This is a genomic window from Bacillus cereus group sp. N14 (assembly GCF_016483555.1).
Taxonomy (GTDB): domain Bacteria; phylum Bacillota; class Bacilli; order Bacillales; family Bacillaceae_G; genus Bacillus_A; species Bacillus_A wiedmannii.
In genome coordinates this window covers 56,760-73,400 of record NZ_JAEHBQ010000001.1, presented here as the reverse complement: position 1 = coordinate 73,400, position 16,641 = coordinate 56,760, and the positions used below count along the sequence as shown (strand labels likewise).

Genomic DNA, 16,641 nt, shown 5'->3' with positions numbered 1-16,641 from the left:
GTGCTATAATGAGGAAAGACTCCTGAAATAGGAGATATGGATGTCCGTGAAGTGTGACATATATGAAAATTGATTACTATGTAAGAATTATGGAGGAAAAGTATGACTCAATATACCCCTATGATACAGCAATATTTAAAGGTTAAGGCAGACTATCAAGATGCCTTTTTATTTTTCCGATTAGGTGATTTTTATGAAATGTTCTTTGAAGATGCGGTTAAAGCAGCTCATGAACTTGAAATTACATTAACGAGCCGAGATGGTGGTAGTAGTGATCGTATACCGATGTGCGGTGTACCACATCATGCAGCTAAAAATTATATTGAACAACTTGTTGAAAAAGGATATAAAGTAGCTGTTTGTGAGCAAGTGGAAGATCCAAAAACAGCTAAAGGTGTAGTACGCCGTGAAGTAGTACAACTAATTACGCCAGGAACGATGATGGAAGGGCGTACTATTGATGAGAAAGAAAATAACTTCTTAGCAGCATTAACACATTTTGAAGATGGATCGTATGCTTTAGCTTGTAATGATTTAACGACTGGACAAAATACAGTAACGTTGTTAACAGGTTCAGTAGAAGATATTTTATTAGAAGTGTATGCAACTGGTTCAAAAGAAATTGTTGTAGATTCTACATTTTCAAAAGATGAATTAAATAAATTAACTGCAACATTAAAAATGACGATTTCGTATGAAGATGCAACAACGATTCCGGAAGGGTTAGAACATCTTGTGAAAAACGTTTCGCAAGCAAAGTTAATTAAAGCAGTTGGACGTTTATTTAACTATGTAATAAGAACGCAAAAACGTTCGTTAGACCATTTACAACCAGTGGAAATTTATTATACGAATCAATTTATGAAAATTGATGTGCATTCAAAGCGAAATTTAGAGCTGACAGAAACACTCCGAACGAAAGAAAAAACAGGATCATTATTATGGCTATTAGATAAAACGAAAACAGCTATGGGTGGTCGTATGTTAAAACAGTGGATGGAACGTCCGCTGATCCAAAAAGAAAAAGTAGAAGAGCGTTTAGAAATGGTTGAAACATTTGTAAATGATTACTTCTTACGTGAAGATTTAAAAGAAAAATTAAAAGAAGTATATGATTTAGAACGTTTAGCAGGGAAAGTTGCATTTGGTAATGTGAATGCACGGGACTTATTACAGTTAAGACGATCTTTACTTCAAGTACCGGCTATTTTAGAAGCGATTAGTCTGTTAGATAATGCTTATGCAGCAAGGTTAATTCAAGGTGCGGATCCATGTGAGAGCTTAACTGAATTACTAGGAAGAAGTATTCAAGAAAACCCACCGCTTTCTATTAAAGATGGAGATATTATTAAAGACGGTTATAATGACAAGCTTGATCAATATCGTTACGTTAGTAAAAACGGGAAAACGTGGATCGCTGAGCTTGAAAAACGAGAGCGTGATATTACAGGAGTTAAATCGTTAAAAATCGGGTACAACCGTATTTTCGGCTACTACATTGAAGTGACGAAGGCGAATCTTGCAGCACTTCCAGAAGGCCGCTATGAGCGTAAACAAACGCTTGCTAATGCGGAACGTTTCATTACAGATGAATTGAAAGAAAAAGAAACATTAATCTTAGAAGCAGAAGAAAAAATTGTACAATTAGAATACGATTTATTTACAGCGCTTCGTGAAGAAGTAAAAGTATTTATTCCGAAATTACAACATTTAGCGAAAGTAATTAGTGAATTAGACGTACTGCAAAGTTTCGCGACAGTTAGTGAAGAAGAACAGTTTGTAAAACCTGTTTTAACAACTAAGCGCGAAATCTTTATTAAAGATGGTCGTCATCCTGTCGTTGAAAAAGTATTGAACGGGAAATTGTATGTACCGAATGATTGTATTATGCCGGAGAAGATGGATGTCTTTTTAATTACAGGACCGAACATGTCTGGTAAAAGTACGTATATGAGACAATTAGCACTTGTAACTGTTATGTCACAGATTGGTTGTTTCGTACCAGCAACAGAAGCGGTATTACCTGTATTCGATCAAATCTTTACGAGAATTGGTGCAGCGGATGATTTAATTTCGGGTCAAAGTACATTTATGGTCGAAATGTTAGAAGCGAAAAATGCAATTGCAAATGCATCAGAAAGAAGTTTAATTTTATTCGATGAAATTGGACGCGGTACATCTACGTATGATGGTATGGCACTTGCACAAGCAATCATTGAACATATTCATGACCAAATTGGTGCGAAAACGTTATTCTCTACGCATTATCATGAATTGACGGTGCTAGAAGAAAGTTTAGGACAATTGAAGAATGTACACGTTTCAGCTATTGAAGAGAACGGAAAAGTAGTATTCCTTCATAAAATTCAAGATGGAGCAGCTGATAAAAGTTACGGAATTCACGTTGCGCAACTTGCGGAGCTTCCAGATAGCTTAATCGCTCGTGCGAAAGAAGTGTTAGCGCAACTAGAAGGACAAGAAGAAATTATTATTCCAAAGCGTACAGAAGTGAAAGTACAAGAAGTGGCTCCAGAAGCAGCTGTTGTAAAAGAAGAACCAGCAGAAATACAAGAGATGAAAGTAGAGACTGAGGAAGAATCGCAATTATCATTCTTTGGTGGAGAACAATCTTCGAAAAAACAAGACAAGTCAGTTCTAGATGCAAAAGAAACGGCAGTACTTGCGCAAATTAAAAAAATTGATTTACTTGATATGACACCTTTAGAGGCGATGAACGAACTGTATCGCTTGCAGAAAAAGTTAAAGAAAGGATGAGTAAGTAGATGGGGAAAATTCGCAAACTCGATGATCAACTCTCTAACTTAATTGCGGCAGGGGAAGTAGTAGAGCGCCCTGCCTCAGTCGTAAAAGAACTTGTGGAAAATTCTATCGATGCGAATAGTACATCTATTGAAATCCACTTAGAAGAAGCTGGTTTATCAAAAATTCGCATCATTGATAATGGGGATGGCATTGCAGAAGAAGATTGTATCGTCGCTTTTGAACGACATGCGACGAGCAAAATTAAAGATGAAAACGATCTGTTTCGTATTAGAACACTCGGTTTCCGCGGTGAGGCATTGCCGAGTATTGCCTCAGTTAGTGAATTAGAATTAATCACTAGCACAGGTGATGCGCCTGGTACACACCTTATGATTAAAGGTGGAGACATTATAAAGCAGGAGAAAACAGCGAGCCGAAAAGGAACAGATATTACAGTACAAAACTTATTTTTTAATACACCAGCGCGTCTTAAATATATGAAAACCATTCATACAGAGCTTGGGAATATTACAGATATTGTGTATCGTATTGCAATGTCACATCCAGAAGTATCATTAAAGCTGTTTCATAATGAAAAGAAATTGCTTCATACATCAGGAAATGGTGATGTAAGACAAGTACTTGCATCGATTTATAGCATTCAAGTTGCGAAGAAGCTTGTTCCAATTGAAGCTGAATCTTTAGATTTTACAATTAAAGGCTATGTAACATTACCAGAAGTAACGAGAGCATCTCGAAATTATATGTCAACGATCGTAAATGGCCGTTACGTTCGAAATTTCGTATTAATGAAAGCCATTCAGCAAGGATACCATACGTTACTGCCAGTCGGACGATATCCAATCGGCTTCTTATCGATTGAAATGGATCCGATGCTTGTTGACGTTAACGTACATCCAGCGAAATTAGAAGTTCGTTTTAGTAAAGAACAAGAATTACTAAAGCTTATCGAAGAAACATTGCAATCGGCATTCAAAAAAATACAGCTCATTCCAGATGCAGGTGTAACAACGAAGAAAAAAGAAAAAGATGAAAGTGTGCAAGAACAGTTTCAGTTTGAGCATGCGAAGCCGAAAGAACCATCTATGCCGGACATCGTTTTACCGACTGGCATGGATGAAAAACGAGAAGAACCACTGGCTGTGAAACAGCCAGCACAACTGTGGCAACCACCGAAGCAAGAATGGCAGCCACCACAGTCGCTTGTAAGAGAAGAACAAAGTTGGCAGCCATCTATTAAACCGATAATGGAAGAACCAATTCGAGAAGAGAAATCGTGGAACAGTAACGATGAAGACTTTGAATTAGAGGAATTGGAAGAAGAAGTTCAGGAAATAGAAGAGATTGAAATGAACGGTAATGATTTACCACCGCTTTATCCAATTGGACAAATGCACGGAACATATATTTTCGCTCAAAATGATAAAGGCTTATATATGATTGACCAACATGCCGCGCAGGAACGTATTAATTATGAATACTTCCGTGATAAAGTAGGAAGAGTAGCGCAAGAAGTACAAGAACTACTTGTACCATACCGTATTGACCTATCTCTTACTGAATTTTTACGTGTCGAAGAGCAACTAGAAGAACTGAAAAAAGTTGGATTATTCTTGGAGCAATTCGGTCATCAATCCTTTATCGTCCGCTCGCATCCAACGTGGTTCCCAAAAGGACAAGAAACAGAAATTATCGACGAAATGATGGAACAAGTCGTTAAACTAAAAAAAGTTGACATTAAAAAACTACGTGAAGAAGCAGCCATCATGATGAGCTGTAAAGCATCCATTAAAGCAAATCAATATTTAACGAACGATCAAATATTTGCTTTACTGGAAGAACTACGTACAACAACAAACCCATACACATGCCCGCACGGAAGACCAATTCTTGTGCATCATTCTACTTATGAGTTGGAGAAGATGTTTAAGAGGGTTATGTAGGGATACTGTGATTTTGGATATGATTTAATAAAAAAGAAGCGATGAAATAAATCGCTTCTTTTTTTATTTGTATTTATTTTAAAATCTATTTTTTGTTTAATAAATTATTCATCCGTAACCAAGTATAGAAAAATCATATGAATTCATAGTTTTATGCAGGTTGCATGTAAAAACTTCTTTTTCTCTCTATGTTTTTTCTTTTCCTTATAGAATCCTTATAATTGTCGTTTACTCTAGAATTACAATATACGAGGAGGAAGTTTAGGATGAATGAGATTATGTTAGAAACAAAAAATCTTTGTAAAACATTTAGAAAGCAAAGTGTAGTACAAAATATTTCGCTTTCTGTACCGAAATATGCAATTTATGGATTGTTAGGTCCTAATGGGGCAGGGAAATCGACAACTTTAAAAATGATAACAGGTATGCTTATACCTACTTCTGGTGAGATTTATTTTGATGGTCATAAATGGACGCGGCAAGATTTACATTCTATTGGTGCTTTAATTGAGTCTCCGCCACTTTATGAAAATTTAACAGCAAGAGAAAATCTGCAGGTTCGTACGACTGTTTTAGGTTTGCCTAAATCAAGGATTGATGAAGTATTGCATGTTGTGGAGCTAGAGAATACAGATAGGAAAAAAGCGAGGGAATTTTCTATGGGGATGAAGCAAAGATTGGGAATTGCAATTGCATTGCTGAATCATCCGAAGTTTTTAATATTAGATGAACCGATGAATGGACTAGATCCTTTTGGGATTCAGGAATTAAGAAAACTAATCCTTTCCTTTCCCGCAAAAGGAATTACTGTCATTTTATCCAGTCATATTTTAAGCGAAGTAAGTCAAATTGCAGATCATGTTGGGATTATCTCAGGCGGTGTATTGGGGTATCAGGGGAAACTGAATAAGGATGATGACCTAGAAGATTTATTTGTACAAGTGGCTGGAAAGTACAGAAGGGAGGCATAAGAAATGAATCTATATATTGCATCTGAAAAAATTAAAATTAAACATACTTTTTTGAACAAACTTATATGGCTAGTTCCATTTGCTACAATACTAATTGCTTTTTTATTATCGGCGGATTATTTTCAATTATCTAGTTACAACTGGTGGTACATTACGATGCTTCCAGGAATGATTTCTTTAAGTTGTGTACTTCTTGCGGAGAAAGATAATAAAATGAATAATCGTTCTATCTTATCGTTACCAGTTTCATTAAAACGAGTATGGATTTCTAAAGTATTACTAATTTTAGGGATTTTGAGCTTTTCATGCATACTTTTTTTCTGTGGAATCCAGTTATCTAGTTTACTATTAAATAAGGAGAATTTCCGAATCATTCCTACAGTAAATGCGCTAGTAGGAAGTGTTCTTTTAATCGTTACTTTTATGTGGCAAATTCCGATATGTTTGTTTTTAGGTAATAAATTAGGTCTATTTCCGACACTTTTATTGAATATAGGGGCAAATGGACTTTTTGGGGTTGTATTAGCAACAGAAAATATTTGGATGATTAGTCCATACACATATCCAAGTAGACTTATGGTTCCTATTTTAAAAATACTACCAAATGGTTTATATGCAGAAACCGGAAGTGTAACGTTCAAACCAGAACTCCTTTCCTACGATGCAATTCTGCCAGGCGTGGCAATTTCTGTCGTGTTGTTCATTTTGTTCACTTATATGACGGCAAAATGGTTTGAAAAGCAGGAGGCAAAATAAAATGACAGTCTGGTCGAGAATATTAAGAGCCGATTTTATAAAAATGAAACATACGTTTTTTTTCTGGATACATATAGCGATGCCAATCATCGGTATTGCTCTTTTTTTAAGTTATTCTTCCATTTCAAAAGTTGATTCTATAAACAAGGTTTCAGGATATATTCAAGTATTATCGATATCTTTTCCGTTGCTAATTAGCATTGTGTGTTCTTCTGTTGTGGAACAAGAGGCTGTGGCAGCGAATTTTAAAGAACTTTTATCAACGGAATACGGAAGGCGTAAAGCATTTATTAGTAAAGTATGTTTACTTTTAATATGTGGGTTTTGTTCAACTATGTTGGCAGTCGTTGGGTTTGCGGTAGGGTGTCATTTTCTGTTAGGACAAAATGACTTTCCATTTGCTTTGTATGTTGAAATTTCCTTCATTCTTTTTGGTTGTCAAATCTTTATGTATATATGGCATCTGTTCTTAAATTTTCGTTTTAGTAAAGGTACTTCCATTGGGATTGGAATTATAGAAATCTTGCTGGCAGCTTTAATGCTTACAGGGATGGGAGATGTGATTTGGAAATACACGCCATGTGCGTGGAGTGTGAGATTATGCAATTATTTTTTGGAACACAAATTGAGTCCCGATTCTATTCATGTCTTACAAGTAGAGGCAAAAATGGGAGCGGTGATTTGCGTTTGTTTCACGATCATTGCATTTGTTATTTCCCTTATGTGGTTTTCCTTTTATGAAGGACGCAAAGAAATGTAAATGCATTTGTATTATAATGGAAACGAGGGGGAGATTCTATATGGCAAGAATATTAGCAATTGATGATGAGGACGGTATCCTTTATATTATTAAAAGTGCTTTAGAGAAAGAAGGTCATGAGGTAACGGCCGTTAGTAATCCTCTTACAATATCAAAGGATAAATTTTGTCATTATGATTTAATTCTATTAGATGTCATGATGCCAGAAATAGATGGATTTGCACTGTGTAAGGAAATACGAGATTTGGTCGATAGTCCAATTGTGTTTCTAACTGCCAAAACAATGGAGAAGGATCTGATTACAGGGCTTAGCCTTGGCGGAGATGACTATATTACAAAACCTTTTGGAATTGGAGAACTGCGTGCGAGGGTGTCTGCACATGTAAGGCGTGAGCATAGAGAAAAGCAAAATGCATTTTTTCTATCAGGTCTTACATTTCATCTATCATGTAAAGAAATATGGCATGAAGATACATCTATCGCATTTACGAAAAGTGAGTACGGAATTTGTGAATATTTAGCTTTGAATCATGGACAAGTATTTTCAAGAGAAAAGATTTACGAAAATGTTTTCGGATATGAGGGAGAAAGTGATAACCAAGTAATTGTAGAACATATTAAAAATATTCGTCAAAAATTATGTAAGCATGACATGAATCCAATAGAAACAGTATGGGGAATTGGTTATAAATGGAGAAAGTAAAAAAACAAGTCAACCTTAGCAAAATATTAATCCGGTATATCTTTGCATTTTCAATAGGGACGATTGCATTAGTTACTTTTTTTATGATTCTATTCCAAATTGGAGTTAACACAGAGATAATCCTTCCAGCAAATTATTATGAGAAACAGATTGAGTCGCAAAGAGACGCCATAGTTAAAGCTGAACAGGAAGATGATCAAATTTTAAAACAATATAAATATGCAGTGTATGATTTTTCAGGAAACGCTATTCAAGGGAGTATAAATAAAGATTATGCGGAGCAAATATGGAATAACATGCAGAATGATGAAAAAGGCGATAGTAAGTACTACTATGCAATTATAGAACGCGATAAAGATGTTTGTGTCATTCTATATACTTTACATGCAAATTTTAAAAACCCTTTTTTGCAGAAGTATTTACCGAGTCCGGAAGTTTGTGAAATTGTCCTTTTTATTCTATTATTTGTTGCTGAAGTGATATTTCTATCTCGCTATTTTGGTAAATCATTGTCAAAGGAAATGCTGATTTTGAGAAATGTAACGGATAAAATTCAAAAGGAAGATTTAGATTTTCGAGTAGAACAATCTAAAATAATAGAAGTGAATGAAGTATTAAATTCTTTAGTAAAAATGAAAGATGAATTGAATAGTTCCTTACGTACACAGTGGGATATGGAAACGAATAGAAGAGAGCAAATTGCTGCTTTGGCACATGATATTAAGACACCATTAACGATACTGAGAGGGAATGCCGAGCTACTAAATGAATCAACGCTAGATTCAAATCAGAAGAAATGTAATGAGCATATTTTGAAAAGTGTTGATGAGATGGAACTGTATATGAAAACTTTACTCGACATTACGAAATGTGAGGAAGGCACTTCACTTCAATTTAAGCAAATAGATCTACATAAATTTATTAGTAATATTATAGAAGAAAGTGCAATTTGTGTTTTGGACAAACAGTTAAATCTAATTAAAAATGTTCAGGATATACCAAATTTGATTCATGTTGACGAGACTGCTTTGAAAAGGGCTATTATGAATATAATGATGAATGCAATTGAATATTCTCCAACAAATGGTGACTTGATGTTTTCAGTGGAAATGATTAGTGAAAAACTGCAATTTATTGTAGAGGACTCGGGAAGAGGATTTACAGAAGAGGAAATAAATTCAGCTACAGAGCAGTTTTATAGAGGAGATAAAAGTAGAAACTCTAAAAATCATCATGGAATGGGTTTATACATTGCTAAAAACTTTGCAAAGCAGCACGGTGGAAACCTTTACTTAAGTAATTCGGAAAAGCTGCGCGGTGCAAAAGTTGTTTTGGAAATATCAGTGTAGTAGAGAGGGTACAGATTATAACAAGTCGCTCCTTTTTAATATAATTCATTTATAAACTAGAGATAACCTCAACCTATTTGTAATGTATATGTGCTTTACCGATTTTTGTAAGGAAAGAGGTTTTTAATTTACAGATTTATCAGAATTATGTAAAGTGTAGATAAAACCATAAAACGGGGTGTTCTTTATGTGTACTAGTTTGACATTACAGACAAAAAACGGTCAGCATCTTTTTGCAAGAACGATGGACTTCACATTAGATTTGAATCAAGAAGTAATAGTCATTCCTCGACATTACCAGTGGAATAATATAACTGGTGAAATCATTAATACGAAACATGCTACGGTCGGAATGGGAATTAATCATCAAGGAAGGATCATTATGGCGGACGGAGTAAATGAAGCAGGTATGACATGTGCAACACTCTATTTTCCAGGATTCGCTACTTATAGTCAAAGCATAGATGACAACAATACGAATTTGGCTCCATTTGATTTTGTGACTTGGAGTTTGACACAATTCAATTCTGTCAAAGAGTTAAAGAAATCTGTAGATAGCCTTACCTTTTTGGATATACAATTACCGGATTTAGGGCTTACGCCACCACTACATTGGATTTTAGCGGATAAATGGGGAGATTGCATTGTACTGGAGCCAACAAATGAAGGATTAAAAATGTATGATAACCCACTAGGAGTGATGACGAATAGTCCGGAGTTTAATTGGCATTTGCAAAATTTAAGGCAATATATAGGCCTTAAATCGCAGCCATTCGCACCAACTGAGTGGAGTAATGTACCATTAAGTGCTTTTGGTCAGGGCTCAGGTTCAATGGGACTTCCAGGGGACTTCACTCCGCCATCAAGGTTTGTGCGAGCAGCATATGGTAAACAAAACATTCAAGGTATAGATAGTGAAGAAGAGGGAGTATCGGCCCTATTTCATATCTTATCAAATTGCGAGGTTCCTAAAGGCGGAGTAATAACAGAAGAAGGTGCATTAGATAATACCATTTATACAAGCGTAATGTGTATGGAGTCCGGAACATATTATTATCATACTTACGATTGTAGACAAATTATAGCCATTCATTTATTTCATGAAAATTTAGATGCAGATGAGATTAAAGTCTATCCGTTCCAACGGAAACAAAAAATATTTTATGAAAACTAAGTTGCTTTGAAACTGCGTTTGGTAAATTTAAAAATATATATAATAGAGCAATAACGGCCTATAAAAAGTAGGGATTGGAAGGGATATAAATTCAATCCAATAACTTCTAGAAGGCCTATTAAAGTACCATTAAGTAAAATAAACATGGAAGTACTTTATTTATAAATAGTAAAGAACAAAAAGGTATGGAAAATATCCATACCTTTTTTGTTCTTCCATTATCTATGTATAAAAAAGCGCCGTATATCAGCACTTTTTAAAAAATACGTGGGTTGTATAAGAAAGATTTATATATTACTAAAAATATAACTATACAAGGTCTAACATAGATCCTTATTTGGCTAATTGTCACAAGGATCTATACGCTTATTTATTTTTATTATTATTAATTTTTTCCGTATATAACACCTGTTCTTTATAGTGTTTTTTAATTGGGAAAGTATGTGTACCAGAGCCGTTTTTGAAAGTTTTATTGATGGGGTTTTTTAGCGGGATTGTTGTAGTTTCAGTAAATTCATATGGGTAGTTTATTTTAGATTTATCTTCAAACATGAAAATGCCTCCTTTTAGGATTTCCTGAATTCTTTACTATAACATGATATGCATATAGATTTTTTTTGGACTAGTTATTTATATAGGTTAATGGAATTAAATTACGTAACTACTGAAATATTTCAAAGGAAAACAATGTGAGAAATATATGATAATGCTTCTTTTATTTATTAGGGAAGGAAATATTGCATATATATTCGTTATAAATTGTTTTTATAATATGGTTTATATAGACTTTTCCTGATAATATAATGCGGGAGATTATAGTGTTATTAGGTTATTAGAAACATTTAATGCTGTTTCACAACTGAAAGGAAAATGAAAAAAAACTGAAACTTTTCTCATAAAAATTCAATCTAACTTGAAAAATGAAAGGAAAATGAAATTTTCCAAAAGATATTCTTTGTTAAGATAAAAAGCATACATACAAAAAGTATTGACATATCTTAAAAATGTATTTTCAAGATATAGTGGGGGAAAAGATGAGAGTAGAAAAACAATTAATAAAAAAGATGTATTATGAAACATTCCTAATGGAGAATGAAACAAAACCACCTATTGATGTACTTGGAGAAGCTTATGTAAACGAAGAAAGAAATGAGATTTCTGATGGATCTTACATTCGTTTTGCACAAGGTGAATTTTATTATCGCCATCAAGATTTTGAAGCAGCTATTTTTAAATGGGAAAAAGTTAATAATGAATTAGCACCATGGGCACAAAAAAATATTGCCGATGCTTATTTCGAGCTTAATCAATTACCAGTTGCTGAAAATGTTTATACGTCCATTACTACTGATAATATAATATTGATGACGGAGATTAGATTACAATTACTTTCTCTTTACATAGAGCAAAATAATTTTGACTCTGCTTTCGCTGTTATTAAAGAAGCAGTTTCTTTAAATCCGGATTATCCAAATGTCACAAAAATTGCCCGTTCCTTTTATGAGGAGCAGCAAGATTTTGATAGTGCAGTAGAGCTTGCTGTGAATGAGTTAATTCGAACAGAATCTTATCCGTGGTTTGAAGTTTTAAAAGGGTATATTGATAAAGGATTTACTAAACATATTTCACCAGATTATTTTTATGAAGTATTAGTTACGTTAAATAATGTGGATCAAGTACAATTTACGCAAATGGTTTCATCACTTTGGAATAGTTATAAAAATGAACAAAATTACTTATTATGGCTTAACACAATAAATGAATTTTTCTTACATATTGAAATACATTCGTCCGATATATGGGACAAAATTTCTTCTCTTTACGAAGGAACGTACTTTGAATTAATTCAAGGTCAATATATGCTTAAAAAATTGCACGATATCATTCCAAGCTTGTTAACAAATTGGTTAAAGGTAGTCAATCCATCTTATGCTGTATTTCCATCAGCAGCTGTATTGGCATGGGATGAGATTTTCCCTTCCGAAATAGATTCAGCAAATATAAAACATGCTGAAAACCTGTTGTTATATTCTATTAATCATGTGAACGGCTTAGAGTATAGTTTGCATCTTTTTGAATCTATTACAGAGTGGGCACAAAAGCATAATATAGAAATGGGTCACCGATTTAGATGGTTAGTTGGCGAGCTCGCAGATTTAAGCACAAATCGCATTTTAGTAACGGGAACTTCAGGAAACGGAAAAACTACATTTATTAACTCTATAATAGGAGAAAATATATTAGAAAAATCAATTTCAAATGTAGTAGTTTTAAAAAATGATGCGCATACAGAAATTAACGCCATAACAGACTTAGCAATTACAACAACGGAAGATGTCTCGGATTACCATAATATGATGTCTCAGCACCATCAAACATATAGAGATAGAGCATGTGTTGAATTTAAATTACCATGCCGATTTTTAAGTGAAAATAAACTTACATTTGTAGTTACACCTGGATTTAATAGGAATAACGATACTAGAGATGAAGTATTCGAATATTTGAATTCTGTAGACGAATTACTATTCGTATTGAATGCGGATTCACCTTTTACTGACAAAGAACGTGATATTCTATTAAGCATTCAAGAACATACACCAAATTTACAAATTCATTTCTTATTAAATAAAATCGATAACATTTACAGTGATGCAGAAGTGAAAAGAGTATTACATGATACGCAAGCGAGAATAAACACATATTTCCCGCAGGCGAGAATTTTCCCTTACTCTTCGTTATATACAAGTAGTCAACAATTAAATGATTTAACTGAGTTTATTCATTTTAACTTTAATCATAAAAATGTCGATGCAGAACGTACGGAAAAGCTATTGTTTTTCATTCGAAAGACAATTAAATATCTATTGGATAAACGCGTTGAGAAAGAAAATAAATTAGTGGATTCTATTCATTGGAATGAAGATATGCTAGTGAAACTAAATGGTAGCATTAATAATCTTACTGCTTTTGAGAAGGAAAAAATTCATTTCATTACAAAATCATATCGTACAATGAAAACTGAAATTACGAATGATCTTACTGAAAATATTCCGAAGATATTACAGAGTTGTTCGGATTTAATTAGTGAAGAAAGTGATTTCGGGAACATTGATACGGAACTAAATAAAGCAATGAATGAAAGAGTGCATAAATATTTAGAACAAACTGTATTACCTAATCTTGCTCTTTCTATGCAAAATTGGATTGCAACTTCTAATAATGAGCTCCTTCAAAGTCAATCGTATCTAGAAGAACTTAGTGAAGGGCTTAATTCTTTATTTGGAGAAAATCGAATACAGTTAGAATGTGATTTTAAAGTGCTTGATGACTGGCGCAGAGATACTGACAGAATGACGACTAGAATACAAATGGATGAAGTAAATATTTTACGTCGCTTTACGCCAGCACAATTTTTACTGAAAAGTGCCGGTAAATTATTTGGAGTTCTTCCTAAAAACAAAGCTATGCTATATAACAAATACAAACAGTATGTAGAAAATGAAGATTATACCGAGGTAACGGCTTCTATTATGAAGAAATTTTTCTTGCAATTTGAGCTATTTGAAAACACGCAAGAGCGGGATATTAACATATTCTTTAGAAATCCATTTAACTCCTTGAAACAAGCTGTAGAAAACACTCATTTAGAAATACAAGAAAAACAAGAGATGTTACATAAGATGAAATCACAACCTGAAGTTTATCATGATTCTATCATGCTCTTTGAATTGAGATTACGTCAATGTGAAGTAATTTTAAATATAGGTGATGATCATACCTATACAGATGTAACTTTAGAAACAAGCGTAGAATAAAAGTAAAATATACGAGGTTTTTATATGACATTGCATCATATGTTATACGATAGTAAAAGGGAGCAACTTATTACAGTTGCTCCCTTTTACTATTTAGATTATTTTTCAGTCTCTTTAATTTTAGTTTGTACTTCGCCAGTTTTCATTTTATTACTTTCTGAGAAACGTAATAAATCGCCTTCGATGATTTTGTCAGACATTCGTAATTCATTTTGTGCACGATTAATGAGTGCTTGTGCTTCTTTTTTTGGTAAATCTACAATTTCACCCGTTATGCGGTCATAGAAAGTGTTGTTTGTGTATGCATACTTGTCTGTAATAAAGCTACCATCACGTAAAACAACAAAACCGGTATATTCATCTGAAAACATATCATGACCAAAACGGATATCGTTCGTAGTATCAATCCCAAGTAAGTTTAGAATAGTAGGTTTCATATCGATTTGTCCCGTAGGCTTTGAAATCGTTTGACCTTCTGTTTGTCCAGGCATATGAATATATAAAGGTGTGCGTTGTAAATTTAAAGTATCAAATTCTGTTATTTGATCTTTTTCTAAAAACTGTGCCATTGCGCGATTATGTTTTTCAGAAATGCCATAATGATCACCATACAACACAATAATAGAATCATCATACATTCCCTCGGCCTTTAAACGCTCAATAAATTTTTTAATTGATTCGTCTAAGTAACGTGCTGTTACGATATAACGATCAAATACGCCATTACCAGAGTTGTATGGTTCAATAAATTTTGTATCTTCATCATACGTAAATGGATAATGATTCGTTAAAGTAAGGAAACGAGCATAAAAGGGTTGGTCAACAGTTTTTAATATATCTACTGATTGATCAAAGTATTCGATATCTTTTAATCCCCAATTTAAATTTGTTTCGGGCGTAATTTTGTAATCAAGTTCATTATAGTAACGATCATAACCGAGAGCAGAGTACATAATGTTACGATTCCAAAATGTTGCGTTATTCGCATGGAATACAGAAGTGAAATAACCTTGCTGACGTAAAATTTCTGGAGTCGCAGTATAATCATTGTTACCGTGCGTGAAAAATACAGCTCCTCGATTTAATGGATACAACGACGTATCGATTAGAAATTCAGAATCGGACGTTTTTCCTTGCCCAGTTTGGTGGAAAAAGTTATCAAAGTAATAGCTTTCATTTATGAATTCATTCAAGAATGGTGTAACTTCTTGACCGTTAACTGATGCGCCTATTAAAAAGGTTTGCAGGGATTCAAGAGTAACGACAATTACGTTTTTTCCTTTCGCTGCACCAAACATGTTAGGGTTTGGCTCACTTTGGTTTGCCTTTACGTAGTTTTCAGTTTCTTGTAATTTACTACTATCAGCAAGTGCTTTTTGTGATCCTGCTTTTACTTGTAGTGTTAAATCATATACTTGATGAGTGTATAGTCCTAAATTTTTAACAAGCATGACTCGGTCGAATGATCTCGTTAATAGTTCAGGGCGCTCTTTTTCTGCAAGATGTAGATTCGCAAAAAATATACCAATCGTTAAAAGAAAATATACGAAGCGTGCCGGATGAGTTACACGTCCTGTTTGGAAGACGAGTGCTTTCTTCTTTAATAAAATAAAGAAGAAAATAATGTCTACGAAAGCGAGTATAATTTTATAGTTCAATATTTCTATAATACTGCCGCCTAATTGGCCAAAGTTTGATGTTTGTCCAAGTACTGGTAACGTAACGAAATCACTATAAAAATCATAGAACATTACATTCCCAACAAGTACGATTGTTAATAAGAGATTAATACATAGCGCTATATAATTTCGCTTTTCACCGGTTGCAAATAATGCTAATCCGACAAAAGCTAATGATGCAGCGAGAGGGCTAATAAACAAAATAAGCTCTTGTGTAGAAGACTCAATTTTTAAATCGAAACTGAATCTTGTAATAAGATATGTTTTTAACCATACTGCTAAAGCAATTATTAAAACAAAGCTTATATTTTGCATTTGTAAATTGATTTTATTTTTCATTTTTACACCTTCTTTATACAATTTATTTAACTTGTGTTATATATTATATTTTCATAACTATTAGAGTGTAATGAACCATTTAATGGTTTCTAAAGGTAATAATATGAAGTATTCATATACGTACAATGGGGAATTTTAAAGCACAAATCTATTTTGTGAAACAGAACAGAAAAAGTCATAGTTGTAGTAAAAAATACTTATAGACATCCTAACATATTAAACACTATGATGATGTTACAAAATATCGAACAAATGAAAGTGGAAATGAATAGAGGCTTTTAAAACTGTTGACATTCAATTTGTTAGAATTGAATGTCGATAGTTTTACCATACATAGTTATGTTACATATGTATCTCGTGAAATC

The 16,641-nt window shown here is 33.6% G+C and carries 11 protein-coding genes; 9 read left to right on the top strand and 2 right to left on the bottom strand.

Translation table 11 applies throughout. The features are described 5' to 3' along the window. The first annotated feature begins 102 nt into the window (after positions 1-102). From mutS to JDS82_RS00300, 8 genes are all read left to right on the top strand, one after another. On the top strand, positions 103-2,775 hold the full coding sequence (mutS, locus tag JDS82_RS00335; RefSeq protein WP_199712502.1) for a DNA mismatch repair protein MutS: 2,673 nt from the start codon (positions 103-105) through the stop codon (positions 2,773-2,775). An 8-nt stretch (positions 2,776-2,783) separates the two neighbouring features. Next, complete coding sequence (mutL, locus tag JDS82_RS00330; RefSeq protein ID WP_199712501.1) at positions 2,784-4,727, top strand: DNA mismatch repair endonuclease MutL; 1,944 nt, start codon at positions 2,784-2,786, stop codon at positions 4,725-4,727. Positions 4,728-4,993: 266 nt separating this feature from the next. Then, positions 4,994-5,698, top strand: coding sequence for a lantibiotic protection ABC transporter ATP-binding protein (locus JDS82_RS00325; protein ID WP_016135227.1), 705 nt, complete (start codon positions 4,994-4,996; stop codon positions 5,696-5,698). Between the two features lie 3 nt (positions 5,699-5,701). After that, positions 5,702-6,454, top strand: a complete 753-nt coding sequence (locus JDS82_RS00320; protein ID WP_016135226.1) for a lantibiotic immunity ABC transporter MutE/EpiE family permease subunit — start codon at positions 5,702-5,704, stop codon at positions 6,452-6,454. Between the two features lies 1 nt (position 6,455). Beyond that, positions 6,456-7,214, top strand: a complete 759-nt coding sequence (locus JDS82_RS00315) for a lantibiotic immunity ABC transporter MutG family permease subunit (protein ID WP_016135225.1) — start codon at positions 6,456-6,458, stop codon at positions 7,212-7,214. A 40-nt stretch (positions 7,215-7,254) separates the two neighbouring features. After that, a complete protein-coding gene (locus JDS82_RS00310) occupies positions 7,255-7,917 on the top strand; it encodes a response regulator transcription factor (RefSeq protein WP_016135224.1) in 663 nt (220 codons plus the stop codon). Continuing rightward, positions 7,905-9,266: a sensor histidine kinase gene (locus tag JDS82_RS00305; protein WP_199712500.1), complete on the top strand. Its 1,362-nt coding sequence runs from the start codon at positions 7,905-7,907 to the stop codon at positions 9,264-9,266. The genes JDS82_RS00310 and JDS82_RS00305 overlap by 13 nt, the downstream gene beginning before the upstream one ends. Positions 9,267-9,453: 187 nt before the next feature. Then, complete coding sequence (locus JDS82_RS00300) at positions 9,454-10,440, top strand: choloylglycine hydrolase family protein (protein ID WP_199712499.1); 987 nt, start codon at positions 9,454-9,456, stop codon at positions 10,438-10,440. Between the two features lie 366 nt (positions 10,441-10,806). Here the strand turns inward: JDS82_RS00300 and JDS82_RS00295 are convergent, their stop codons facing one another. Then, the gene (locus tag JDS82_RS00295) at positions 10,807-10,992 is read right to left on the bottom strand and encodes a hypothetical protein (protein WP_000461129.1); all 186 of its coding nucleotides are present in this window, start codon (positions 10,990-10,992) and stop codon (positions 10,807-10,809) included. 482 nt (positions 10,993-11,474) lie between these two features. Between JDS82_RS00295 and JDS82_RS00290 the strand changes: the two genes are divergently transcribed. After that, the gene (locus tag JDS82_RS00290; protein ID WP_199712498.1) at positions 11,475-14,258 is read left to right on the top strand and encodes a dynamin family protein; all 2,784 of its coding nucleotides are present in this window, start codon (positions 11,475-11,477) and stop codon (positions 14,256-14,258) included. 98 nt (positions 14,259-14,356) lie between these two features. Here the strand turns inward: JDS82_RS00290 and JDS82_RS00285 are convergent, their stop codons facing one another. Continuing rightward, the gene (locus JDS82_RS00285; protein WP_199712497.1) at positions 14,357-16,276 is read right to left on the bottom strand and encodes an LTA synthase family protein; all 1,920 of its coding nucleotides are present in this window, start codon (positions 16,274-16,276) and stop codon (positions 14,357-14,359) included. Between the last annotated feature and the right edge of the window lie 365 nt (positions 16,277-16,641).